The following is a 23,685-nucleotide window of genomic DNA, read 5'->3' as shown; positions in this document are numbered from 1 at the left end:
TTTATAGTATATACCATGGCAATTAATCAATTAGAAAGTAATTTAGAAGCTATTACTCGTACATTAGCTCAGTTAAAAAAAGACGGTTGTACTGATGAGAAAATTTTAAACGAGCTTAGGGAAGAAAGAGAAAAAATACTTAAAGATTTAAATTTATAAGTATTTTACTTCAACCATTCCTTTAATGAGCTCATATCACTGGTTAAATCTATTTTAATCGGTGTTATTGTAGTTTTTTGTTCTCTGCGTAATTCGTAACCATCACTTCCAGGACCATCTAATTCATAGGGTTCACCATTTATCCAGTAGTATGGTTTTCCACGTGGGTCCTGTCTTTTTTGAATTATCGGAGAGTACATCCTATCTCCCAGTCTTACAACTTCAAATTCCTCATCTGAAGGGTTTGCAGGAATATTAACATTCAACAGGTCAATTCCTTCAGGTAATCCTTTTTTCAATACAATTTTTGCCAATTTGTTAAGCATTTTGCTTGCAAAATCAAAATCAATTTCTATTTTGCCCTTTTCAAATTTGATGTCATCTCTTGTAACTTCCTGTGATATGGCTATTGTTGGGATTCCAAAGCTTGCAGCTTCAATTGCAGCTCCCAATGTTCCTGATGTTGTTAGTTCGGCTTTTCCCAGATTATATCCTGTATTTATGCCGGAAATCATCAAATCAGGTTTTTCATCCATTATTTCAAATAATGCTATAGTCACGGCATCGGTCGGTGTTCCGCTCACGCCGTAGCCGATACTTCCATCACGCAAAGTATATTCATTCACTCTTAAAGGCTCATATAATGTTAATGCATGACCTATTCCACTTTGCTGCGTTTCCGGCGCCACAACATAGGTATCACATAGATTTTCAACAGCTTTTTTTGAAGCTAAGATGCCTGATGCAGTTATGCCATCATCGTTACTTAGTAATGCTTTCATATTATTTATTAAGTTGATTTATTGTTAAAATAATTTTTTGTTATATTCAAATTATAATAAACTTTAATAACAATTTCATTTATAAAATATAATAGTAATAATTTAATAAAAACATGCGGGTGGGTAATTTGGAGAAACCACAATTGATTAATTTTATAGCTAAGGTGATGGAGGACTCAGGTTTTAAAGTTTACAAGAATTTTAAGACTTCACAAAGGGTTATAGATATATATGCTATCTTACCTACAACAATCGGGGATTTTGGTGTAGTTGTAGCATGTAAAAATTATGATAAAGATTTTCAGATTGGTGTGGATGTCCTAAAAGAAATGGAAGAGGTCCAAGAAAGCTTAAAGGCTTCTAAAGTAACCATTGTCTCTTCTTCTTATTTTTCTGAACAGGCAAAGAATTATGCTCTTAGAAAAAACATTAAATTAGTTGATAGGGACGGTTTGCTTGAATTGGCTAAAAAATATCAGGATAGAACTTCACAAACTACTTTGGATAACACCCCTTATGATGGAGGGGCTTCTGCATATATTGAAGAGGAATATCCTGAATATACCTATGACGCTTCCGACATGGAATATTTCATGCAGAGAAGAGACCAAAACCCTATGGTATATAAGAATACATTATACAGGCAAATAAATGAAGACAAGCCAAAAGGAATATTCGGATTTCTGAATAACCTTAAACTTGGAAAAATTAATAGGACAGCATCACGTTCAAATACAACCCTATATAACTATAATTCCCAACCTAGCACTTTCGGAAGAGGTTCATTATTCTTTAAATTAGTCGAAAATCCAATAATCTTAATCATTTTAGTGGTAATTGTTGCTTATATCCTTTCTTTCATTGCAGGCAATCTTTTGAAAATGGATCCTGGAATAAGTGGATTGATTGAAATGGGTGTGGCATTGTTACTTTCCTATGGTTTAGCACTTTACACAGATAGAAACAGTGATTTTATCATTAAAGGAACATTTGTATTCTTTATTTCATTAATTATATTGATTATATTAATTTTTGTTTAATTTAATATAATTAAAATTAATTATTACTAAAATCACTCCAAGCAAATATAAAAACCAAATCATGATATCGGTTGGTCCGGTTTCCACCCAGATTAATGTGTGTGTTAATATGATGGAGTAAATCCCAACTCCAATTCCTTTTTTTAATTTATAAAGCAATTCCAGAAACATTCCCATAAACAGCATTTGAATTGCAAGGCCGATCATTCCAAAATCAAGATAGACAGGTCCGAACAGTGTTGATGTTAAGCAGACCGTATATTTTAATACGTATTCTCCAATGAATGTTCTTGGGCTTCCTGATGAGAAGATCATGCTAAGGATATGTCCGTGTGTGGTGGCTCCAAGAGGAAGGATTTTTTCAAATACTTCCAATGTAAAGGCGGCTCTGTAGAATATCAATTCGATAGGATTCAATGTCCAGTGCTGTGTTGCAATTGACTGGGATGCGATGTATCCGATACCCATTATTCCAACAGCAATAATCAGGACAAATGCCATTCCTACTTTTTGAGATATTTTGTCAAGATAATAAAGGGTAATGAATGTGCTTCCCAAAATTCCCAGGACAGATGTTCTGTATCCGTTCAGGCCGAAAATAAGTGCTCCAAGTACAACCAGCAATAGGTATTTTCTATTGTAGAATTTTGCAAGCAAAATGTTAATCATGATTAGGAACAACGGATAAGCTATTCTCCAAATGTTTGTTGTTGCATTTGATTTCAAAACGCTGTTGAAAAGCGGTATCCCTCCGAGAAGTACCAAGTTCAGAGCCTGCAGAATCAGGGCAATAATAACCAGAGCTACAAGCAGTTTTTCAGATAAAAAAGAAATTTCCTTTGTATTCTCTACTGTTATTTTATATTTTACGATGACTACTCCAATTATGAATATTATGCATGCGAATATCACTGTTAAAATCACTTCTAAATCAAGCGGGTCTTCAAACCTATAATTGAATGATCCAATGTAGCCCATAGCTAGAAATGCCAGTATTGCCACGACCAAAATAGGAGGGCTGAAAAAATCGATTTTTTTAAAGTCCATCTTTATCCTCCAAGCTCATAACTTGAAATGGCCAGATTTCCGCCGAAGTTAGGCATTGCGGCCACATGGGTGTGAACATAGCTTGCAAGCGTATTTCTTTCCATGAATCCGTCCTGATTGTTGTAGGAGCCTTTTCCCCTTAGGATTTTGAATGCCAGGTCATGCTTGATATTGTGTTCGTCAACAATGACTTTTGAATAGTGGAATTCATGCCCGTGGAATCTTTCGCCCTTTTTGGAGATGATGTTGTCTTCGGTCACTTCAGCTATTGTATATTTCAATGCCTGAACCCTGTCTGTTAGGATTGACTTGTAAGGATATATGTTTACCACCTTATCATCATGTATGGAATTCATAAGATACATTAAGCCGCCGCATTCCGCAAATATTGGTCTGTTTTCCAAGTGGAAGTTCTTGATTTGTGAAAGCATATCTTCATTTGCACTGAGCTCTTTTGAAAATAGTTCGGGGTATCCTCCTCCGATGTATAGTCCGTCAACATCAGGAAGATTTTCATCGTTTAAAGGTGAGAAATATTCTATTTTAGCATTATTCGCTTCTAATGATTCGATGTTTTCTTTATAATAGAAGTTAAACACTTCATCATAAGCGACGCCAATCTTTACAGGCTGTTTGTTAAGCTTATTCCAAATCGGTATGATTTCAGAAGAGATTTTCGGTGCACTTTTAGCAATTTCAACCAGCCTATCCAAATCAATTGAGTTTTTAATGACTTCGGACCATAAGTCAATGAACTTAAGTGAATTTTCCCTTTCACGGGCGGGAACAAGTCCCAAATGCCTTTGTTCGATTGAAATATTGTCGTCACGAATTATTCCGCCAATGACTTCGGTTTTAGTAATCTCTTCAATTGACCTTTTTGTCTTTTCATAGTGTGCTTTGTTCTTGACCTTGTTCAAGATAACTCCTGCAATGTTTATTTCAGGGTCCAATGCCTTAAAGCCTAAGACAAGTGCGGCAGCACTTTTCACTAAGCTTCTGGAATTGATGATTAAAATAACAGGCGCATCCAATGATTTGGCTACGGAGGCTGTACTTCCTATATCGTTGATTGAGTCAATTCCTTCATAAAGACCCCTTACTCCTTCAATCACGGCTATATCCTTGCCTTCCATACCTTTAAGGAAAGAGTCTCTCACTTGCCCCTTTTGCATAAAAAACGAATCTAGGTTTCTTGAGGTGTTCCCGGTAGCTAATGTGTGATATGAAGGGTCGATGTAGTCAGGTCCCACTTTAAAAGGTTGAACGTTATACTTTTCACTTAATGCTTTCATTATTCCGGTAGCTATTGTTGTTTTTCCGACTGCACTACCGGTTCCTGCTAAAATAATTCTCATGATATTATATTATTTATGAGTAAATATATGTTTAATGTAATGTGTCGGTGTTAATTTTTTAAAATTTGGCAGGCTTATAAATTTTAATTCTTTAAAGTATTTCCGAACATGACATCTTTTTTTAACATGAATTCCAGGATTGATATCTTAAAAAATCTTTTACATATTGTATATCGTTAATATACCAATCTTCGCACAGTTAAGTTTGTCAAAAATCTCGTAATGTCTGATGGCCCTAAGGTAAGTTTGTCATTATTGTAGACTAAGCACTTATTTTTCTACAACCATTTTCTCTTTGTTTTCTACTTTTTTATTTTTTCATATACGATTATCCGAACAAAACGGCCGGTTTTATAACAAAAAACTATTATTTTCAAAATACGCTAATTAATTTTAATGTTTACAATCAAAAATATCAGTTTAATCAATAAACATTTCATGTATTTAATAACTTAATTGTCTTGGAAAAATCACCTAAAATTATAATTCCTAATTTATATATAACATTAAAAATAAATTTTAAATCATAATATATGGTGATTAAATGAGAATTTTATTAATTCATTCTGATTATTTAAATTATAATGTAAAAAATAAAACACCTGTAGCTGAAGATATCGAGGAAGCTAAAAAAGAAGGTTCCTTCGATGACTCTTTAGTAGTGTTTACAGCTGTTGAAAAAGATGATGAAAATAATCCAGAAGGCATTGTTAAAAATTTAGTCAGCGAAGTCAAAAAGACTAATGATCAAGTTAAGGCTGAAAATATTGTGTTGTATCCATATGCTCACTTATCTTCATCATTAAGTTCTCCAAAAGTAGCTGTTCAAATATTGAAAGATGCAGAAGAAGCTTTGCTTGCTGAAGACTTCAATGTTAAAAGGGTACCTTTCGGATGGTATAAGGCATTTGAGATTTCCTGTAAAGGACATCCTTTAAGCGAACTTTCAAGAACCATCACTGCCGATGATGCTGAAGAAGAAAAAGCTGAAAGAAAACCTTCCACCTGGCAGATTCTTGAAGGAGACAAGATCACTCAAATCGAAGACTTCAAATTTGACAACAAGGCTTTCAAGCAGCTCGTTGATTATGAACTTGGCCAAGGTGCATCTGACGAAGGTGAACCTCCACATGTCAAATTGATGAGAGAAAAGGAAATTTGTGATTATGAACCTGCATCTGACGTTGGAAACCTCAGATGGTATCCTAAAGGACGTTTAATAAGGGATTTGCTCGCTGATTATGTATACAATCTTACAGTTGAACGTGGAGCAATGCCTGTTGAAACTCCAATCTTTTATGATTTGGATAATGAAGCTATCTATCAGCATGCATACAAGTTCGGTGAAAGGCAATACAGAACCGACACCAAAAAGAACTTGATGCTTAGATTCGCATGCTGTTTCGGTGCATTCAGAATAATGGCCGACTCATATCTGACTTGGAAAAACTTCCCTGCAAAAATCTATGAATTGTCTACCTACAGTTTCCGTTATGAGAAAAAAGGAGAAGTTGTAGGTCTTAAAAGATTAAGAGCATTCACCATGCCTGATTGTCATTCATTCTGTGCAGATGTTCCTTCATCTCTTGAAGAATTCTCTAACCAGACTGACATGTGTATGCAAACCGGTAAGGATCTGGAATTGGACTTTGAAGTAATCTTCAGAGCAACTCAAGACTTCTTTGATGACAATGAAGAATGGATGTATGAAATTGCCAAAAAATTTGGCAAACCAATCCTTTTAGAAATCTTACCGGAAAGACATCATTACTGGGTATGCAAAATCGATTTGGCCAATATTGACGCTTTAGGTCGTCCAATTGAAAACCCAACTGTACAAATCGATGTTGAAAGCGGTAAAAGATTTGGAATTACATATTTAGGTGAAGACGGCGAACAGCACAATCCAACAATCCTGCACACTTCACCGACTGGAAGTATTGAAAGGGTTTTATGTGCAATGCTTGAAAAGACCGCATTGGAAATCAATGAACGCGCTCCAATGTTGCCGACTTGGTTAAGTCCAATCCAAGCAAGGATTTTAACCGTTGGTGAAAACCACAAGGAATTCGCAGAAGGATTGTATGAAAAGATCAACGCTTCCAGCATTCGTGTAGATATTGATGATAGAGATGAAAGCGTTGGTAAAAAAATCAGAAATGCGGCAAAAGAATGGATTCCATACACTTTTGTAGTTGGAGATAAGGAAATGGAATCTGGAAAATTCCAAGTGACTGTCCGTGAAACCGGTGAAAAGGTCGAAATGACAGTTGAAGAATTGATTGCTGAGATAAATGAGAAATGTGAAGGAAAACCTTTCAGAAGATTGCCTTTGCCTAAGGATATTTCAAGAAGGATTAACTTCCAATAATTATATTTACAAATTAAAATATATTATAAAATGTTATTAATAACGGAGGAAATTTAATGGACCCAATGTATAAAATAGGAGAAGCTCTTATTGGAGACGGCCCTGAATTAGCACACATCGATTTATTGATTGGTGACAAATTCGGACCTGTTGGCCAAGCTTTCGCAAATGGTTTATCTAACCTTTCTGTAGGCCACACTCCTTTGACAAGTGTAATCAGACCTAACCTAATGACCAAGCCTGCTACTTTAATCATTCCTAAAGTAACCGTTGGTGATTTAGATGATGCTAGTAAAATATTTGGACCTGCACAAACTGCAGTTGCAAGGGCTGTAGCTGATGCAGTGGAAGATGGATATATCCCAAAAGAGATTGTAGAGGATATTGTAATCAACGTAAGTGTATTCATAGACCCTTCTGCAAAAGACTACAGAAAAATCTATCAATATAACTACGGAGCAACAAAATTAGCAATCAGAAGAGCAATGGAAGGATACCCATCTATCGAAAAAGTACTCGCAGAAAAAGATCGTGGAACTCACCCAATCATGGGATTCAAAGTCAAAAAACTTTGGTCACCACCATACTTGCAAGTTGCACTTGACTTGGATAATGAAGCTGCAATGGAAAGAATTATCAATGATTTACCAGACAATGACAGAATTCTTCTTGAAGCAGGAACACCTCTTGTTAAAAAATTCGGTGTTGGAATTATTGGAAAAATCAGAAGCTTACGTCCTGATGCATTCATTATTGCTGACTTAAAAACTTTAGACGTTGGTCGTGTAGAAGTTAAAATGGCAGCAGATGAAACTGCAGATGCAGTTGCTATTTCCGGACTCGGTACTGTTGAATCCATCGCAAAAGCTATTCATGAAACTCAAAAGCAAGGTATTTATTCCATCCTCGATATGATGAATGTTGCCGGATTTGAAAAGAAATTGGCTAAACTTCCTGATGATTTAAAACCTGATATTGTCTTATTACACAGAAATGTGGATATGGAAACCTACAGGGCTGAACATGGTGAGGACACTAGTGACATGACCGAATGGGGTAATATTAAAGATATCAAAAAACTCCTCGGTGAAAAAGGTCTTGTTGCTGTTGCTGGTGGTATTAAACCTAATAATGTTGAAGAAGCTATTGAGAAAGGTGCCAATATCATCATCGCTGGTAGATACATTATCGGTTCTAGAGATGTAAGAAGAGCTGCACAAGACTTCTTAGAACATTTCGACCCAGATCCAGACAATATGAGACTTGCTATGGATGAAGACGAAAACATTGAAGTAAAAGATGACTAGTAAATTAGATTAATTCTAATTTACAACTATTTTTTTTTTAAAAGGAGTTTTTTTCATGGGATTTTGCAATTCATGTGGTAGGCCAATTGTAAAAGAGGATTATGGTACTAACAAAGACGGCAGCCTAAATCCTGAATTTTGCCGTGACTGTTATCAGGATGGCGAATATACAGAACCTGATATCACTTTAGAAGAAATGATTGTGAGAAAAACAAAAGAAATGATGGAAAAAAATCCAAGATTGCCCGAAACACAGGCTACTGGTATTACAGTGATGTTTATTCCGGGACTTAAAAGATGGAATCCAGAGTTTCAAGATGATTATAAAACTCTTTAATCTCCACTTTTTAAAATAAATTCTTTAACTTTGTTTGCAATGTATTCATTGTGGTTTTTAGTTGTCTTGAGAGCGTAAATCTCTTCTTCTAAAACATTATACTTATCAACTAATTCATTATATTCTAAAATAAGGTTATCGTAATCTTTTTCCAGGCCTTCGTTTATTTCATATATTTCGGCATAGCTAGTTTTTGTGTTGAGGTTTTCCTGTTTCAACTGGTCATATTTTGTTGAAACTTGATCATAACTTTCTTTAATGGAAGTTTGTTCTTCTCTTAATGTTGTGCACTTATTTTTCAAGTTTTTGTTTTCTTCCTTAATGCTTGAATACTTGGTTTTCAGGTTTTCGTTTTCTGTTTTCATATTGACAAATTTGGTTTTCAGGTTTTCGTTTTCAATAATCAATTTGGAATGCTTGTCCTTGATGGTGTTGTTTTCCTCTTTCAATTCGTCAATATTACTTTTATGTAAAGTGTTATATTTTTCTTCAAGTTCTTTTAATGAATCATTCTTTTTGTTCAACTCTTCTTTTAGCTGTCTGATTTCATTTTCATATTCTAAAGTAGATGGATTTAGGTTTTCTTCTAATTGCCTGGTCAATCTTTTCACTTCCTCAACATGTAAATAATTAGCTATTTTAAGCGCCTCATTTTCTTCCTCTCTACTTTTAAACGCATCAATTTCGCTATTTGGAATAATTAGAACTTCTTCCTGGTTAGTGTAGATATCCTGATTTTTCGGTACGGTAATCTGGATTTGCTCTGTGGTGTACTTCTTTTTTTCACCATTCTTTAATGTCCTATTATACTCCCTAGAATATTTTTTTACAATCCCTTTTCCAAATTTCATAATCATCCCGTTATTATACAATAATATTTGTATTTAGGTATTATAAATATTATGTAGTATTTTTAAAAAAAGAGTGGAAGAATTTAAGTAAAAAACTTAATTCTTCTTTTTCATTATATAGATTCCACAGCCGATTCCTATTAAGGTACCTATTATAATGCCTATTATCAGCGGTAATCCGAAGCTGTTTTCGTTAGATGCGTTTCCAATTGGCGCATCCATAATATTGTGAATCCCTTCTAGGATAGTGTCATTGTTCACGTCGTCAACAACGATTATTCTTTTTGACATGTCGGGATGTTCTTTTAGAAAATCGTTAGCAGTATTTTGATATGCAGTAAATAGTATTCTCTTGTTTGTGTTGTTTATGCTATGTTCTAGGATGTGTGCAACTTCATCTTCGGATGTGAATTTATAAACACTGATGTTGAGATTGTTTGTATCTGCGATATTTTTAACAATCTGTCCATTGGTGTCATTAGCAACAACCATTGTATCGGCAGTTACATCTACTCCATGTGAAGATACGGCTGTTATTCCTAAAAGGAAAATTAATAACAATATTGTAATTTTGAAATATTTCATTTTATCACCTAAATTTTATTTATTTCTATTATTTCCGGTTTTATTTTTTTAATAGCGGTTATAATGATTACATTTGCAAATCCCTCGATAAATGAGATGAATAGGTAAAATGGAACTAATGTTGATAATAATATATCGAAGTTCATTGCTCCTGAAATAACTAAGATGGCTACCTGTCCAAATGTAGCAAAGATAATGCCAATAATTGTTGATCCAAATATTGCAAGCTTTTCATTTATATTTAGGAACAGTTTATAAAATCCATATGTGACTATGGATAATATGAATCCCATTACTAAAAAATTTGCACCTAAGGAAGTTATTCCACCCATATTCAATGCCAATGCCTGCATAATTAAGGTGACAAAGGATACTATTGTGCTGGAAAGAGGTCCAAGCAATATGGCTATTAATGGTATCAAAAAGAAATGGATTGGCACGCCAAGAGGTGATGGAATCGATAATGAGGTAACCACTATTGTAAAAACGCTGAATAGGGCTATTGATATAATCCTCTTTTCTTTATTTTCATCTTTAGAGAATTTGTAGAAGAATATTGAAACGATTATTAATGTAATAATCCAGTAAATCATGGCTTGTTCAAAACTTATTATTCCGTCTGGCAAATGCATTTTATCACCTTATTTGGTTTCATCATAAGTTTTGAAGTAATACCATATAATATCATTTCGTATTACTTTTTTCATTATTTCTTGATAAAATTATTACTTATTGAACAGGCATCTTATTTTTATAATATTTTTTAGATATTTTTTAATCATTTTTTTTAGGTAATAATTTTATATTTCTTCTTAAATTAACTTTTTTGATTAAAGGGCTTTATTCTTATTTTTATATCAAAAAATAGCATAGGTATTACTTTTCAATTTTGTAATATTTCTATTAAAATAATATAACAGTGTTAATATACTTATTTTGTATCGATTGTTATTATTTTATCATATTTCAAAAAAAATAGGCCGGTAATTTTTATTATTGTGTTAAACTAGAATCTTCTGTTCTAATTTAACACTTTTCAAATTTTGAAGGCGATTTTTAGGTTTACCTAAAAAAAGCTTTCGTATTTATATTGTTCTTAAAATTATATAAATGTTTTTATGGGAGGTACCAGATTTTTTAGGGTTTGCTTTTTTTCGTATTTGATTCCCTTAATTTAATAATTATTTTGAAATGTCAGAACTGATTATATTGTATTATTTGTTAAAAAAATATGTCTTTACAGTAAAATTATATAACAATGTTAATTATTATGTTGCATATTATTAACATATTAATTTTAGTTTCCATTCGAATAGATGGTATAAAATTTGTTTTTAGCTTAATGGAGAATTAAAATAAAGTATATCCTATTTTTATAAAATTAATACTAATATAAAAAGTATTACTTTTTACTAATTTTTTATAATTATTGTAATAATTATATTTATATATGTATTACTAAATACTACTAATTGGTATTCTCACATGAATATCTTTTCAAATTTTGGAGGCGATATTATTAAAAAACAGGTTGTTTTGTTTATCACGCTAATTGCTTGTCTAATGCTTGTAATTGGTGCGGTATCTGCAAGCGATACAGATGCCCTTTTTGATTCTCAAAATGGTCTTCTTATAGGTAATGGTATCTCAGATATCCAAGCTGATGGTTCAAATGCAGTAGAGGCTGCTTCTAATTCTGCTTCAGTAAGTGTAAAAGTTAATTACGAATATGCTGATGATGCATATGAATTAGTTCCAGATTTCTATTTAATTTCAAATAATACCTATCTTAATTTTACTAAGACATACGATGTAAACAACAGAAATTATGTTCTTAGTTTAGATAACTTTAATGGGGGTAAATTGAATATTACCGCCATGACTGCAGGTTATGGCAGCCAAGCAAAAATCATTAATGGTGCTGATTTATCCAAAATCGTTACCTTTGATTTAAAAGCTAGTGAAGCTTATAAATTAGGAAGAACTGTTACTGAAATTGCTGATAACAAATTAGATTTTAAAAATGCAGATGATGTTCTTGCAATTACCACCGCAGGAGTTGCAAAATATAACGGTAAACTTAGTGAAGACGCGATGGAGGCAATTGTTAATTACGGAAGCATCCACAATTGCATAGCTTACAGCAATGTAATAATGCTACGTCAAAGTGCTACTGATCCGGTTGACTTTGCTTTTATTGCTAGAAATGGAAAAGAATTGAACGCTATTGTTTTCCAAAACGGATCTACTAGTTATTCCTATTTAGGAACTATATCTGAAGATATGTCCAAAGCAGATTGGAATAAGTATTATAATGCTGTTGTTGGTGAAAACGCATGGTCATTTGCAAGTTTGGCAAATGGTTGGTCTGCGGGTGTTTCTAGAGAAATTCTCCAAGAAGCTGCTTTCCATGGCCATATTTGTGAAGGTACTTTAGGCGGATACAGCATCATTCAAGCTTTATTGAAATACTACCCTCCTGAGCAAGAAACTAACCCTGGTGGAGTAGGTTCCCCTGCTGATGTTACTGCTTATAAAGTACTTGGTGTCCCTGGCGGGTCTGATGATGATGCAGCAATATTCTTTTTAGATGATACAATTGGTAAAACTGGTTATACTGGTATGAACACTACCAATACCGGTGCTACCGAAAACATGATTGGTTTTATTAGATGGTATAGTGCTACTAAAACAGGTGATCTAATCATCATGACCTTTAATTCAACCAATCTTAAAAACATGTTCACTAAAGAAACCGGAATCAATCCTGATGATGGTAGTTTAGAAGAATTAAAATACTGTTCCTGGTGGATTGACCAAATAAATAAGAATCCTGAAAAATTAGTCGATATATTATATGAATTTACAGGATTGAATCAAGAACAATACAATTGGTTAATGGGAACTACTGAAAACGTAACTTATGATGGTGAACCAGCAGAATATGGTCTTGACGGACATGGTCTAGATTTAGAATATATTTTATCTTTAGGTCTTGATAAAGCTACAAGAGCCACTCCTGCTGATACTCAAGCAAAATTATCCGATGCTGAAATAAAACAAATAGGTATCGATGCAGCAAACGAAGCTAAAAAAATATTCAACGAAGAATTGGGCATCGATATTGATAGAGACGATGTTGATTTCCTTGCTTTAACTGATGCAGGTTATGCTTTCTTAAACGGTCAAGATACTGTAATTGCACGTGATGGTCTTTATGAAGTATTCGGTGGAACATTATACAGTCAAAACGTATTAAGTCTTCACCAAGCCGTATGGAAACCATTATGGTTTGCATTTGCACTCCGTTATCCTGACTCTGATGCAGTAAATATGGTCTATTTAAGATATAATCCGGATACTAAAGACTTCTTTGTTGGAGAACTTGACGGTGATAGGGTTGTTGATATTGGATTTGATACATTAAATAACGCTACTAAATTAAGAGCTATTGAAAAATCATTTGTTCCTGATGGAAATTGGTTTAATGTACAGACTATTGTCAATGCATGGAATGAACACCCTATATTTGATCAAATGGCAACATTCCTATACCATGCACACGTATGTCCAGGTGTACAGCCAGGATTCTTCATAACTGATTATATCCAAGAAAAATATCCGTTAGGCGAAAATGAATCATACACATACATTGCATCCAACATCTTTTGTAAAGATGACAGTTTAACCTATTTATTAGATTTATCTCCAGGTTTAGGTACTTTTTATGTACAAAAATTACCTTCCAATGAGACAATATCTCCATATATTGAAGGTGGAAACTATCAAGGTGTTCTTGTTGTATGGGATGACAATCTTAAAGTAGGTAAAGCATCTACTGTTAGTTTCAAATGGGCAACTATCGACAACAGTATGTATAGTACCTCTGAAGCTGCACGTGCTAACCAAATCAGAGCATATATTAATATGTATGCTGGTATTGAAGATGAACATATTAAAGCAATGCCTGTTGTTTCAACAGATGATGAAAGATGGATTACTGAAGAACAATTTAACATGTTAAAACAAGGTGCTGGCGATGACTTTAATGCTATAACTTACTTGAAGAGTTTAGATGACATCTCTAAAGAAGATTTATTAAAATCCATGCAAGGAGATGCTAGTGGTGAATCTAACTCTAATTCCACTAATACTAACTCTAATAGCAATTCTAACTCTAATAGTAATTCCAATAGTAATTCATATGCTCCAGCATCCCGTTCAACAAGTAGTTATTCATCTTCCAGTAGTGTTGGAACTTCCAGTCCAGTAGTTGCTAGCGCTCAAACTGCTGAAGAGGCTGTTGATGAATCCGCTGATGATAAATCTAAAGATTCAAAAGATAGTCCAAGCGCTGCAAAATCATATGAAGTTTCAAAATCTCCTGCAACCAAATCTGCAGATTCTAACAGCTTAATTTATGCTTTAGTTGGTGTTTTAGCTATTGGTGCAGTACTTGGTGTTGGATATATGAAACGTAAAAAATAGTTTTGATTAATAACTCTTTTTGAGTTATTATTTTTTATTTTTTTAAGTTAAATTTAATTAAATAAGTTTCTAGTGATTTATTTAATTAAATTTAATTTATTAAAATGTTTTAATGGTGATTTGATGGAGTATAAAAAATTAGCTTTATTTATTTCAATAATTTTCATAATATCTTTTGCCGCTACGGCGGTATGTGCCCATCCGGGGCACGGTTCAGAATATGTTGAAGAAGTGACATCTGAAGTCCCATCTTCTTCAAGTGGTTCTGGTTCATCTGGTGGTTCAAGTTATTCTAGTGAATCTAGTTCCAGTTCTGGTTCCAGTTCCTCTGGTGGTTCAAGTTATTCTAGTGGTTCTGGTTCCACTTCGTCTAGTTCAGGATCTTCAGATTCATCTTCAGGTTCTGCTAGTGCAAATCCCTCTTCAGATTCATCTTCAGTATCTGAAGTAAGCGGCAATTCTACTAAAAATGTAAATAGTACAAATAGCAGCGTTAATAATACAAATGTTTCAGATGATGGGAATAATCAAAATGAGTTATTTAGCGTAAATAACATCATATTGTTATTGGTTGCATTGGCCTGCGGATTTTCCATACCTGTTGTTCTGTCAAAAATATTCTCTAAAAAATAAATGGCGATATCATGGCTTTTAGTTTATTGTGGTCTTTAGGATTTATTATTTCAATAATGATATTTTCTGTTGCAATCGGTTTAATCATCAGTTATGAAAATATTTCCAAAATTGATTTGGCTAAATTTTCCATTGTTTCCCTTATATTTACATTCATATTGATTTATGCGATTAATATTTTTAAGGTTCAATTAATTTCAGCTATAGGTAGTTATAGTTTTCTTTTATTGTTTGTGATTTCTCTGCTTTTGATGTTTAGCGGATATTTATTTAACAATGGGAAAAATAATACTAAAAAAGTTATTTTATTATCCTATTTGTCTTTCATGCTGTTGGCTTTGATTTGCATATGTTCAAAAGAATCTTTATTGGGACTAAATTCTTTATTTATCAGTTTATTTACAGCAATCTTATTCAATTTAATCATAATTGGAGTATTTTACTTTTGTAAAAGATCTAATTTGATAAATATTACCAATAACTCCTTAGGAAGCATGTATTTCATATTGGGAATTTATTCATTAATGGTTTCATTACTGCTTCCGAATATTATATCTTTGAACATGAAAGACATGAAACCGATTAATATCGTTTCAATTGAATATATTTTGGCAACTATTGCTTTGTTGATAGTAGTTATTGTTTTAGGTTTATTATATTATAAAAAAAATACTTTATTAAAATGATGTGGTGATATATGTGGTAGCTATTCCAGGTAGTGAGTTTTTAACTGCGGCTTTGAATGTTGTATCTCAGAGTTTGCAGATTCCCGTAATTATATTCTTGCTTATATTTGCGGTTTTCGCAGTATTTGCTTTTGGAGGTCTTATTTCAGATTATAAGACTCGTATTAAATTGACTAGGGATTACAAGGAAAAATTGATTTTTTCCCTGGTTAATGCCAATGGCGTTGGTGAACTTACAAATATTGTTAATGATTCAAAAATTTATGATAATCAAAAAGAAGTTTTGTTAAAGATAATTAATGCACATTCACTGTCCGGTGAATCTCGTGAAGCTTGGGCATTGAATTTAATTGAAGAGGAAGAAGTGGAGATGGCTAAATCTCTTGAAAAAGTTGATATTGTTACCCGTATAGGCCCTACTTTAGGATTGATGGGTACATTGATTCCGATGGGTCCTGGCCTTGCAGCATTAGGCGCAGGTGATGTCACAACTTTGGCTAATGCGATTATTGTAGCATTTGACACAACCGTTGTAGGGATTGGATCTGGCGCTGTTGCATATGTAATTTCTAAAGTCAGGCGCAGATGGTATGAGGAGTATTCTTCAAATCTCCAATTGTTTGTGAATGCTGTATTGGAGAACTTAGCTGAATAGGAGGTTTTTTATGATTCGCAGAAGAAAAGGAAAATTTCTTAATCAGGGTGAAGAAGACCCTATGGCCGGAACATCCAATTTGGTTGATGCAATGTTAGTGATTGCAGTGGGGTTATTGGTATTTCTAGTTATTTCATGGAATATGCAGAATATCGTATTTAATGAAAATATGGATGAACAACAAAGACAAAAAGTTAAAAATGCAATTAATGAAGTTTCACAGCTAGACCAAGGTCAGGAATTAAACGATACTCCGGATATAAGTCAGTCTTCAGGTAGCGGGTTCACTGAAATGGGTAAGGTGTATCGTGATACCGAGACGGGCAAATTGATTATGGTTGAAGGTTAATGCCTTCAATATTTTTTTTATTTTTCTAAAACTATTTTAATTAAAGCAAATATACTATTTTTATGAAAGTTTTTGGTATTTGTGCTAGCCCAAGAAACAATACAACAGAATATGTTTTGTCATATGCTCTTGATGAACTCAATAAGGATGGTTTTGAAACTGAAATTTTCACATGCCAAGGTAAGGATATTAAGCCGTGCATGCATTGTGACTATTGTTTGGAAAACAAAAGATGTATTATTGATGATGACATGGGATATGTTTATGAAGGTCTTCAAAGCGCTGATGGAATTATACTGGCAACTCCTATTCAAAGCGGAGGCATAAGCAGCAATTTATCATCTATTATGGATAGAACTAGAGCTTTGGAGGCAATAGATTATAATCTGTTAAGAGGTAAAATCGGAATGAGCATCGCCGTCGGTGGCGACAGAACCGGAGGTCAGGACTTCGCTCATCTGAAAAATGTAACATATTTCATGATTCATGGAATTATCCCTGTAAGTGGAGGGCCGTTCGGTTCTAATTTAGGAGCTTCTTTTTGGTCTAATGATTCTTTAGATGATATAAAAAATGATGATTATGGAATGGAGTCATTAAATAGGACTTTATTCGAATTTAAAAATTTCCTAAATAAATATATTTAAATATCAAAATCAAGTTAAATTAATAATAGTTAATTTTTAAGGGTATATTATGGCGAATAAGTTAGTAAGAGGTAGTTTGATAATATTCATTGGAAATATAATCTTCCGTATTGGAGGATATTTATATCGTTTTTTAATGGCTACCTTATTGGGTCCTACTGCAAATGGTATTCTTGGAACAACCTTATCATACCAAGGTATTTTCCAAACCCTTGCATCAGGAGGACTTCCGCCGGCTATAGCCAAATACATTGCTGAATATGAGGCTGTCGGTAATCATGATATGGCTAGGCAGACAATTTATACGGCTTTAAAAATCATGGTCTTTTTGGGATTGTTCTTAGGGGTCCTGATGATTTTTGTCATTGCTCCGTATATTGCTATCGAGTATATGGGAAAACCTGAAGTGATGGTTCCATTACAGATTATTGGTCTCATTACCCCTTTTAGTGTTGTTTTAGGCGCGTTTAGAGGGGCATTTCAGGGAGTATATAAAATGGAATATATCATCTATACCCGTGCTATTGAGCAGGTATTCATGATTTTATGTGCAACAGCATTTGTTTTAATGGGTTTGTCAGTTGTTGGTGCATTATGGGGTACTGTCATCGGTTATTCTCTTGCCGCATTTTCTGCGGTGTTGATATTCAAGTTTTTAATGCCGAAATACATTCCTGAACCTAGCGAAGACTTTGAATTTTCCCATCTCGATGAATTGAAATTGGCCGTAACTTTAGTAAGATTCTCCATTCCTGTAATTATAACAGCTATTGCGGAAATGCTCATATATAATATCTGTACTATTGTAATGGGTAAATTTTTAACATTGACTGATATTGGTTTTTTCACAGCGGCCGATCCGATTGCAAGGTTGCCTTTAATGATTTCCATTTCTGTTGCAACTACAATTTTGCCTGCTTCTTCTGAAGCTTTTAAGGTTAAGGACATTCCTACTCTTCAAAAATATGTAAGTCAGGCATATAAGATATCATTATTATTTGTAGTGCCGATGTGCATTGGACTTGCATTGTTTTCTGCACCTACTTTACGTTTACTTTATTTCAAGAATCCCGCTTATGTTGCAGGTGCTACAGCTTTGGCAATTTTATCCATAGGCATGACATTTTATTCAATATTTGCAATATCCACCAGTATCGTTCAAGGTATTGGAAATCCTAAGATTCCAATGTATATTTTGATACTCGGTTCCATTACTACCGCAAGTCTCTGTTGGTATCTTGTTCCTTTTTTAGGTATTGCAGGGGGAGCTACCGCAACCACCATTGCCTGCTTTTTAATGATGGTTCCGTGCGTTTATTTTGTATTTAAACTAACAAAAACTAAAGCTCCTAAGGTGCCGGTTTTAAAAATATTGGCTGCAACTGCAATAATGGGAGTATTCGGTTATTTCATACCAAAAACAACATTATGGCTATTTCCAGGAATCATACTCTGTATGATAGTCTATTTCTTTGCATTGATTTTACTTAAGTTCTTCACAAAAGAAGACATTGAAACATTGAGGGATTATGGTTCTAAATTAGGTCCTTTAGCAAAAATTGTAAACAAATTAATGGACTTTGTCGAAAAAATGGAATTTAGGAATTAATGGAAAAATTATTTAATATTAAACTATATAAATATGTATATTATAATTCGGGGGATTTATAATGGCTGATGTAAAAGCGGGTGTTGAATATAAAATCAATGTAGATGGCAACTCTTTTTTACTCGACAGTAAGAAATATCAATTGTTAGAATCAATTTTAGTTACTGGTTCTTTAACAAATGCCGCCAAAGAAATTAAGGTTTCATATAGAACCGCATTAAATTACATTGAAAAAATGGAATCAACACTTGATGTAAAAATTGTAAATACGACTAAAGGGGGAAAAGGTGGAGGCGGAGGAACTTCACTCACAGAAGAAGGTTACTCCATCTTGAAGGAATGTAAGAAAATAAATGCTATTATGGAGCTTCACAAAGACGTAAATGAAATTGAAGCCGAAATTGTCGACATTAATGATGTTAAAGGTGTAATGACAATTAAGATGAATCAATTTGAAATCAATGCTCCATTAAATAGGAAATATAAAATTGGAGATAGAATACTGGCTTTAATCAGTTATGATAATATCTTTTTAATGTTAGAACCTCAAACATCCAGCATTCGTAATATACTTAAAGGCCAAATCGTTGAAATGAAACTCAAAAACGAAATAATCCGCGTTAAGGTCAATGTTGGTAATGTTGTTTTATGTTCTGATATTACAGTATCTGCTGAAAAGGAATTAAATCTCAATATTGGCAAGGAAATATATGTTGGATTTAAGGCAATGTCTGTTGCAACATTGAAATTATAATTTGGAGTGATGATATGTTACAAATTTTAGTCGATGAGGATAAATGTATTGCTTGCGGTAACTGCTATGAGATTTGTCCAAAAGCAGCTAAAATTTGGAAGATAACCAATGTTGCACATATATTGGATTTAAGATATTGTCATGTCTGCACATTATGTGCAATGGAATGCCCTACACAATGTATTAAAATTATTCGTCCTGGCGAAGAAGGTTGAATACTTTAAGCTTAAATTAATTATTTTATAGGTTAAATCATGACTAGAAATGCAAACGTTTCAAGAAAAACAACAGAAACTGACATCAACATTAAAATGGATCTGGATGGAACAGGCAAATACGATATTTCCACCGGTGTGAATTTCTTTAATCACATGCTGGAATCATTTTCAAAGCACAGTATGGTTGACTTGGATGTTCAAGCTGCAGGGGATGTTGAAATTGACGACCACCACACAATTGAAGATGTTGGAATACTGCTTGGTGAAGCATTCAGCGAAGCTATCGGCGATAAGAAAGGAATAAAAAGAATGGCTCATGCAATCGTTCCTATGGACGAATCAGTAGCTACAGTCGCAATAGATATTGGCGGGCGTAGTTATTGTAATATGAATATTGATTTTAAAAATGAAAAGATAGGGGATATGACCTCTGATGTTGTCATTCACTTCTTCGAATCATTCTCTTCAAGCGCTAAACTAAACATTTATGCTACCGCTGAAGGTGCAAATGACCATCATAAATGTGAAGCTATTTTTAAGGCATTTGCCAAATCTTTAAAAGAAGCCGTTAAAATAGAGCACGATCAGATTCCTTCTACAAAAGGAGTATTATAGCTAATTATTAGCTATCTTATTTTATTTTTTTATAGTCATGTCGGGTTATATTTTATAAACTCTTGTAAAAAATATATTACATTATCTTCGTAAAAAAAAATAAAAAATGAAAGTAGCAATTAAGCTACTTATTGTGGTTTTGAGATTAATTCTGTTTTACAACCAGGGTTTCCTTCTTTCATGTGAGGGGTTCTTAAAACAGTATCATTTGCTTTTTCGATTTCTCTTGCTTCTTGTGCTAATTTAGCAGCACATGCAGCAATTTCGTGAGCAGCAGCTACTAATGGGATGAAGTTTTCGAAACCTTTGGTCATGAAACAACCTTTCATGTCTAAGTTTGCAACGGATCCAGCCATTTCGTATGCAGCAATAGCTTTTGCTTTTGCGTATGCGTTTGCGAATCCACCAGCTTCTGCAGCTTTTTCAGCGGTAACGATGAGTTTAGGTAATTCGATTTCTTCTCCAGCATCTGCTTGAGCGATTACACCGTCAATAGTTTTTTGTACTAATCTTAATGCTCCGGTTTCAGCTAATACTTTTAAGATGTCGGAGTTGAAAATAGCCATTTCAGTTGGGTCTAACCATTCTCTTTTTGCACCAATCATTGGGTCAGACATAACAATGATGTAACCTAAGCCTTGTTCATCCATTTCATCTTTCTTACCTTTACCAGGTGCGTCACCGATAATAATAGCAGGAACATCTTTTTCAGATAATAATTCTCTTGCTCTTGCTGGTCCAGGTGCTCCTGGGTTAGGGCTAATGAAGATTGCGAAGTCAGGTTCGAAAGCGTCTATTTTAGGTACGACGTCTTCTACTTGTTCAGGGTTCATTTTAGCTCCAGATCCAAAGGTTCTTACGTCGATGTTTGGTCTGTCTGCTCTTTCGTCTAACAATAGGTCAATTACTGGTGAAGTACCAATATTACCACTTTTAATAATAGCAATTTTTACTACCATAATTTAGTCTCCTTTTTCGATAGTTATAACTTTAATTAAGAAACTATTTAAATTTTATTATTTAAGGTTTTTAATCATCGATTAATAATTTATCTGAATGTCACTTCGAATTTCAATTTAATTATTAAAATGTTGTACAATTCACTATTAATCTGAATTTTTTTGAGAAAAAATAAAGTTAGATTTGCCAAAATTTAGCAAAAAATTGGTATTTAAATCATGAAAAAGTAGACTAAATCTAAAAAAAATTTTAAAATTAGAGTGAGTGGTTCCGACGAGATTCGAACTCGTGATCCCCTCCTTGTAAGGGAGGTATCATACCACTAGACCACGGAACCAACAAATATTGTTATGAATTTACTATTATATATATCTTTGCATTATTATGAATTTATGTAATGTAAATGTTATTATATAATAAAAACATATTATTTACCATAGAAAAATTTAGAAGTGATAAAATGGCTTGGGACGACACAGCTAGTAAAATATGGATAGATGGAAACATGGTAGATTGGAAAGATGCAAAAATTCACGTACTCTCACACGTAGTACATTATGGTACAAGTGTTTTTGAAGGTATACGTGCATATAAAAACGATAAAGGTGTTGCAGTTTTCCGTTTAAAAGAACATGTACAACGTTTATTTGATTCTGCAAAAATTTATAAAATCGATATTCCTTACACACAAGAAGAAATCGAAGAAGCAATCTTAGAAACAGTTCGTGTAAATGATTTAGATGGTTGTTACATCCGCCCTATCGCATATAGAGGATACGGCGAATTAGGTGTAAATCCTTTAAATTGTCCTGTTAATGTTGTTATTGCTGCTTGGGAATGGGGATCCTACTTAGGAGAAGAAGGAATGGCAAATGGTGTGGATATTGGTGTTTCTTCATGGAGAAAACCGGCTCCTGATACTTTCCCTGCACTTGCAAAATGTGGTGCTAACTATATGAATTCCCAATTAGCAAAACTTGAAGCTATCGACAACGGTTTTGATGAAGCTATCATGCTTGATTATGAAGGACACGTTTCTGAAGGTAGTGGGGAAAATATATTCTTAGTTGAAGGCGAAAAACTATTCACTCCTGCAATGTCATCATCCAACCTCAAAGGTATTACAAGAGATTCCGTAATGACCATTGCACGTGATTTAGGCTATGAGGTCGTTGAGGAAGTTATTTCAAGAGAAAGACTATATGCTGCTAACGAAGTATTCTTCACTGGAACTGCAGCTGAAGTAACTCCAATTCGTTCAATTGACCACAGAACCATCGGTATTGGTAAAAGAGGTCCAATTTCCGAAAAATTACAAACTGCTTTCTTTGACATCGTAGAAGCTAAAGTGGAAGACAAATACGGTTGGTTATCATACATCTAAGCGGTGTAAATTATGGATATACTTCAAGCAATCATAATTGGTATTGTTCAAGGTTTAACTGAATTTTTACCGGTTAGCAGTTCAGCACATTTAGTTTTTATTCAAAGGATATTGGGTGTTGAAAGCTCTCTTTCATTTAATGTTTTACTTCATTTGGGAACATTAATCGCTGTTTTATGGTTCTTTAGATGGGATATTCTAAAAATGCTTAAATCTTGGTGGTTAAGTATCGGTGATATCTTACAAGGAAGATTTAGGCAAGGATTCCTTGAAGACCCATACAAGAGACTTGCTTGGTATGTTATTTTAGCCACTATTCCTGTTGGTATTGTTGGAGTATTGTTTAATGATTCTGTAGAATCTTTGTTTGCAGGAGCATTATATGTTCCGGCATTCTTCTTATTTGTAACCGGTACAATCCTTTACCTATCCCAAAGAATGGCTAGCGGAAATGTCAATTTGCATAATATTTCTGCAAAGGAATCCCTGTGGATGGGGTTAGGTCAAGCATGTGCAATTCTGCCTGGTCTTTCACGTTCCGGTACAACAATTGCAGCAGGTTTAACAATCGGTCTTGAAAAAGAATTTGCAGCTAAATTCAGCTTTATATTATCCATTCCAGCAATATTTGGAGCATTCCTATTTGAACTTAAGGATATTGGCTCTGCCATGGATTCTAACTTTTTACCAATCTTTTTGGGGTTTGTCGCAGCAATCATAGCAGGATACTTTGCTATCAAATGGATGTTGGATTTAATTCAAAACAAGAGTTTGGACATCTTCGCTTATTATTGTTGGGCAATGGGTATATTGGTGTTCATGGGCTCAATAGCTCATTTATTCTAAAATT

General features: G+C 33.7%; 24 protein-coding genes and 1 tRNA gene. 17 read left to right on the top strand and 8 right to left on the bottom strand.

The features are described 5' to 3' along the window. The first annotated feature begins 15 nt into the window (after positions 1–15). Positions 16–159 (top strand): hypothetical protein, encoded by a 144-nt coding sequence (locus TL18_RS11145; RefSeq protein WP_197031824.1) that lies wholly within the window; start codon positions 16–18, stop codon positions 157–159. 5 nt (positions 160–164) lie between these two features. Here TL18_RS11145 and surE read toward each other — a convergent pair whose 3' ends face one another. Further along, positions 165–941 carry a 5'/3'-nucleotidase SurE gene (gene surE, locus TL18_RS10355; RefSeq protein ID WP_067045209.1) on the bottom strand — a complete coding sequence of 259 codons (777 nt, stop codon included), beginning with the start codon at positions 939–941 and terminating at the stop codon, positions 165–167. A gap of 128 nt (positions 942–1,069) precedes the next feature. On the opposite strand from surE, the gene TL18_RS10350 reads away from it, so the two are divergent. Beyond that, positions 1,070–1,981 carry a restriction endonuclease gene (locus TL18_RS10350; RefSeq protein WP_067045206.1) on the top strand — a complete coding sequence of 304 codons (912 nt, stop codon included), beginning with the start codon at positions 1,070–1,072 and terminating at the stop codon, positions 1,979–1,981. On the opposite strand, the gene TL18_RS10345 is transcribed toward TL18_RS10350, so the two are convergent. Next, positions 1,967–3,028, bottom strand: a complete 1,062-nt coding sequence (locus tag TL18_RS10345) for an oligosaccharide repeat unit polymerase family protein (protein WP_067045203.1) — start codon at positions 3,026–3,028, stop codon at positions 1,967–1,969. The genes TL18_RS10350 and TL18_RS10345 overlap by 15 nt on opposite strands. A gap of 2 nt (positions 3,029–3,030) precedes the next feature. Continuing rightward, positions 3,031–4,386 carry a Ni-sirohydrochlorin a,c-diamide synthase gene (cfbB, locus tag TL18_RS10340; RefSeq protein ID WP_067045200.1) on the bottom strand — a complete coding sequence of 452 codons (1,356 nt, stop codon included), beginning with the start codon at positions 4,384–4,386 and terminating at the stop codon, positions 3,031–3,033. A gap of 544 nt (positions 4,387–4,930) precedes the next feature. Here cfbB and TL18_RS10335 point away from each other — a divergent pair. The 3 genes from TL18_RS10335 (at position 4,931) to TL18_RS10325 (ending at position 8,401) form a co-directional block, all read left to right on the top strand. Next, complete coding sequence (locus TL18_RS10335; RefSeq protein ID WP_067045197.1) at positions 4,931–6,757, top strand: threonine--tRNA ligase; 1,827 nt, start codon at positions 4,931–4,933, stop codon at positions 6,755–6,757. A gap of 65 nt (positions 6,758–6,822) precedes the next feature. Beyond that, positions 6,823–8,064: a bifunctional 5,6,7,8-tetrahydromethanopterin hydro-lyase/3-hexulose-6-phosphate synthase gene (locus tag TL18_RS10330; RefSeq protein WP_067045560.1), complete on the top strand. Its 1,242-nt coding sequence runs from the start codon at positions 6,823–6,825 to the stop codon at positions 8,062–8,064. 55 nt (positions 8,065–8,119) lie between these two features. Next, the gene (locus tag TL18_RS10325) at positions 8,120–8,401 is read left to right on the top strand and encodes a zinc ribbon domain-containing protein (RefSeq protein WP_067045194.1); all 282 of its coding nucleotides are present in this window, start codon (positions 8,120–8,122) and stop codon (positions 8,399–8,401) included. On the opposite strand, the gene TL18_RS10320 is transcribed toward TL18_RS10325, so the two are convergent. The 3 genes from TL18_RS10320 to TL18_RS10310 all read right to left on the bottom strand — a co-directional run bounded on the left by TL18_RS10320 (position 8,398) and on the right by TL18_RS10310 (position 10,469). Next, positions 8,398–9,252: a phosphoserine phosphatase gene (locus tag TL18_RS10320; RefSeq protein WP_067045192.1), complete on the bottom strand. Its 855-nt coding sequence runs from the start codon at positions 9,250–9,252 to the stop codon at positions 8,398–8,400. The genes TL18_RS10325 and TL18_RS10320 overlap by 4 nt on opposite strands. 96 nt (positions 9,253–9,348) lie before the next feature. Beyond that, positions 9,349–9,837 (bottom strand): hypothetical protein, encoded by a 489-nt coding sequence (locus TL18_RS10315; RefSeq protein WP_067045190.1) that lies wholly within the window; start codon positions 9,835–9,837, stop codon positions 9,349–9,351. Between the two features lie 8 nt (positions 9,838–9,845). Beyond that, on the bottom strand, positions 9,846–10,469 hold the full coding sequence (locus TL18_RS10310; protein ID WP_067045188.1) for an energy-coupling factor ABC transporter permease: 624 nt from the start codon (positions 10,467–10,469) through the stop codon (positions 9,846–9,848). 853 nt (positions 10,470–11,322) lie between these two features. Here TL18_RS10310 and TL18_RS10305 point away from each other — a divergent pair. The 10 genes from TL18_RS10305 (at position 11,323) to hisB (ending at position 20,491) form a co-directional block, all read left to right on the top strand. After that, entirely contained in the window at positions 11,323–14,325 is a 3,003-nt protein-coding gene (locus tag TL18_RS10305) for an FmdE family protein (protein WP_067045185.1), read from the top strand. A 123-nt stretch (positions 14,326–14,448) separates the two neighbouring features. Next, on the top strand, positions 14,449–14,958 hold the full coding sequence (locus tag TL18_RS10300) for a hypothetical protein (protein ID WP_067045183.1): 510 nt from the start codon (positions 14,449–14,451) through the stop codon (positions 14,956–14,958). Between the two features lie 11 nt (positions 14,959–14,969). Next, positions 14,970–15,644: a DUF2162 family putative transporter gene (locus tag TL18_RS10295; RefSeq protein ID WP_082706469.1), complete on the top strand. Its 675-nt coding sequence runs from the start codon at positions 14,970–14,972 to the stop codon at positions 15,642–15,644. A 13-nt stretch (positions 15,645–15,657) separates the two neighbouring features. Further along, the gene (locus TL18_RS10290) at positions 15,658–16,299 is read left to right on the top strand and encodes a MotA/TolQ/ExbB proton channel family protein (RefSeq protein ID WP_067045178.1); all 642 of its coding nucleotides are present in this window, start codon (positions 15,658–15,660) and stop codon (positions 16,297–16,299) included. Between the two features lie 10 nt (positions 16,300–16,309). After that, entirely contained in the window at positions 16,310–16,648 is a 339-nt protein-coding gene (locus tag TL18_RS10285) for a DUF2149 domain-containing protein (protein ID WP_067045175.1), read from the top strand. A gap of 62 nt (positions 16,649–16,710) precedes the next feature. Continuing rightward, positions 16,711–17,295 carry a flavodoxin family protein gene (locus TL18_RS10280; RefSeq protein ID WP_067045172.1) on the top strand — a complete coding sequence of 195 codons (585 nt, stop codon included), beginning with the start codon at positions 16,711–16,713 and terminating at the stop codon, positions 17,293–17,295. Positions 17,296–17,344: 49 nt separating this feature from the next. Then, complete coding sequence (locus tag TL18_RS10275; protein WP_067045170.1) at positions 17,345–18,904, top strand: flippase; 1,560 nt, start codon at positions 17,345–17,347, stop codon at positions 18,902–18,904. A 61-nt stretch (positions 18,905–18,965) separates the two neighbouring features. Beyond that, positions 18,966–19,658: a TOBE domain-containing protein gene (locus TL18_RS10270; protein WP_067045168.1), complete on the top strand. Its 693-nt coding sequence runs from the start codon at positions 18,966–18,968 to the stop codon at positions 19,656–19,658. Positions 19,659–19,672: 14 nt separating this feature from the next. Further along, complete coding sequence (locus TL18_RS10265) at positions 19,673–19,873, top strand: 4Fe-4S binding protein (RefSeq protein WP_067045165.1); 201 nt, start codon at positions 19,673–19,675, stop codon at positions 19,871–19,873. A 39-nt stretch (positions 19,874–19,912) separates the two neighbouring features. Beyond that, complete coding sequence (gene hisB / locus TL18_RS10260) at positions 19,913–20,491, top strand: imidazoleglycerol-phosphate dehydratase HisB (RefSeq protein WP_067045162.1); 579 nt, start codon at positions 19,913–19,915, stop codon at positions 20,489–20,491. Positions 20,492–20,619: 128 nt separating this feature from the next. On the opposite strand, the gene TL18_RS10255 is transcribed toward hisB, so the two are convergent. Both TL18_RS10255 and TL18_RS10250 read right to left on the bottom strand, forming a co-directional pair. Next, a complete protein-coding gene (locus tag TL18_RS10255; protein ID WP_067045158.1) occupies positions 20,620–21,450 on the bottom strand; it encodes a F420-dependent methylenetetrahydromethanopterin dehydrogenase in 831 nt (276 codons plus the stop codon). 266 nt (positions 21,451–21,716) lie between these two features. Further along, positions 21,717–21,788 (bottom strand) — tRNA-Val (locus TL18_RS10250). A 123-nt stretch (positions 21,789–21,911) separates the two neighbouring features. Between TL18_RS10250 and TL18_RS10245 the strand changes: the two genes are divergently transcribed. Next, positions 21,912–22,835: a branched-chain amino acid transaminase gene (locus TL18_RS10245; protein ID WP_067045156.1), complete on the top strand. Its 924-nt coding sequence runs from the start codon at positions 21,912–21,914 to the stop codon at positions 22,833–22,835. Positions 22,836–22,847: 12 nt separating this feature from the next. Continuing rightward, on the top strand, positions 22,848–23,681 hold the full coding sequence (gene uppP, locus TL18_RS10240) for an undecaprenyl-diphosphatase UppP (protein WP_067045153.1): 834 nt from the start codon (positions 22,848–22,850) through the stop codon (positions 23,679–23,681). The last annotated feature ends 4 nt before the right edge of the window (positions 23,682–23,685 follow it).

The organism is Methanobrevibacter sp. YE315, from assembly GCF_001548675.1.
Classification (GTDB): Archaea; Methanobacteriota; Methanobacteria; order Methanobacteriales; family Methanobacteriaceae; genus Methanocatella.
Note: the sequence above shows the minus strand (reverse complement) of the source record. Positions and strands in the feature narration are given on the sequence as shown.

Bases quoted from the DNA above. Each gene is read 5' to 3' on its own strand.
- TL18_RS11145 (WP_197031824.1), top strand. From the start codon at position 16: ATGGCAATTAATCAATTAGAAAGTAATTTAGAAGCTATTACTCGTACA.
- surE (WP_067045209.1), bottom strand. From the start codon at position 941: ATGAAAGCATTACTAAGTAACGATGATGGCATAACTGCATCAGGCATC.
- TL18_RS10345 (WP_067045203.1), bottom strand. From the start codon at position 3,028: ATGGACTTTAAAAAAATCGATTTTTTCAGCCCTCCTATTTTGGTCGTG.
- cfbB (WP_067045200.1), bottom strand. From the start codon at position 4,386: ATGAGAATTATTTTAGCAGGAACCGGTAGTGCAGTCGGAAAAACAACA.
- TL18_RS10335 (WP_067045197.1), top strand. From the start codon at position 4,931: ATGAGAATTTTATTAATTCATTCTGATTATTTAAATTATAATGTAAAA.
- TL18_RS10330 (WP_067045560.1), top strand. From the start codon at position 6,823: ATGTATAAAATAGGAGAAGCTCTTATTGGAGACGGCCCTGAATTAGCA.
- TL18_RS10325 (WP_067045194.1), top strand. From the start codon at position 8,120: ATGGGATTTTGCAATTCATGTGGTAGGCCAATTGTAAAAGAGGATTAT.
- TL18_RS10320 (WP_067045192.1), bottom strand. From the start codon at position 9,252: ATGAAATTTGGAAAAGGGATTGTAAAAAAATATTCTAGGGAGTATAAT.
- TL18_RS10315 (WP_067045190.1), bottom strand. From the start codon at position 9,837: ATGAAATATTTCAAAATTACAATATTGTTATTAATTTTCCTTTTAGGA.
- TL18_RS10310 (WP_067045188.1), bottom strand. From the start codon at position 10,469: ATGCATTTGCCAGACGGAATAATAAGTTTTGAACAAGCCATGATTTAC.
- TL18_RS10305 (WP_067045185.1), top strand. From the start codon at position 11,323: ATGAATATCTTTTCAAATTTTGGAGGCGATATTATTAAAAAACAGGTT.
- TL18_RS10300 (WP_067045183.1), top strand. From the start codon at position 14,449: ATGGAGTATAAAAAATTAGCTTTATTTATTTCAATAATTTTCATAATA.
- TL18_RS10295 (WP_082706469.1), top strand. From the start codon at position 14,970: ATGGCTTTTAGTTTATTGTGGTCTTTAGGATTTATTATTTCAATAATG.
- TL18_RS10285 (WP_067045175.1), top strand. From the start codon at position 16,310: ATGATTCGCAGAAGAAAAGGAAAATTTCTTAATCAGGGTGAAGAAGAC.
- TL18_RS10280 (WP_067045172.1), top strand. From the start codon at position 16,711: ATGAAAGTTTTTGGTATTTGTGCTAGCCCAAGAAACAATACAACAGAA.
- TL18_RS10275 (WP_067045170.1), top strand. From the start codon at position 17,345: ATGGCGAATAAGTTAGTAAGAGGTAGTTTGATAATATTCATTGGAAAT.
- TL18_RS10270 (WP_067045168.1), top strand. From the start codon at position 18,966: ATGGCTGATGTAAAAGCGGGTGTTGAATATAAAATCAATGTAGATGGC.
- TL18_RS10265 (WP_067045165.1), top strand. From the start codon at position 19,673: ATGTTACAAATTTTAGTCGATGAGGATAAATGTATTGCTTGCGGTAAC.
- hisB (WP_067045162.1), top strand. From the start codon at position 19,913: ATGACTAGAAATGCAAACGTTTCAAGAAAAACAACAGAAACTGACATC.
- TL18_RS10255 (WP_067045158.1), bottom strand. From the start codon at position 21,450: ATGGTAGTAAAAATTGCTATTATTAAAAGTGGTAATATTGGTACTTCA.
- TL18_RS10245 (WP_067045156.1), top strand. From the start codon at position 21,912: ATGGCTTGGGACGACACAGCTAGTAAAATATGGATAGATGGAAACATG.
- uppP (WP_067045153.1), top strand. From the start codon at position 22,848: ATGGATATACTTCAAGCAATCATAATTGGTATTGTTCAAGGTTTAACT.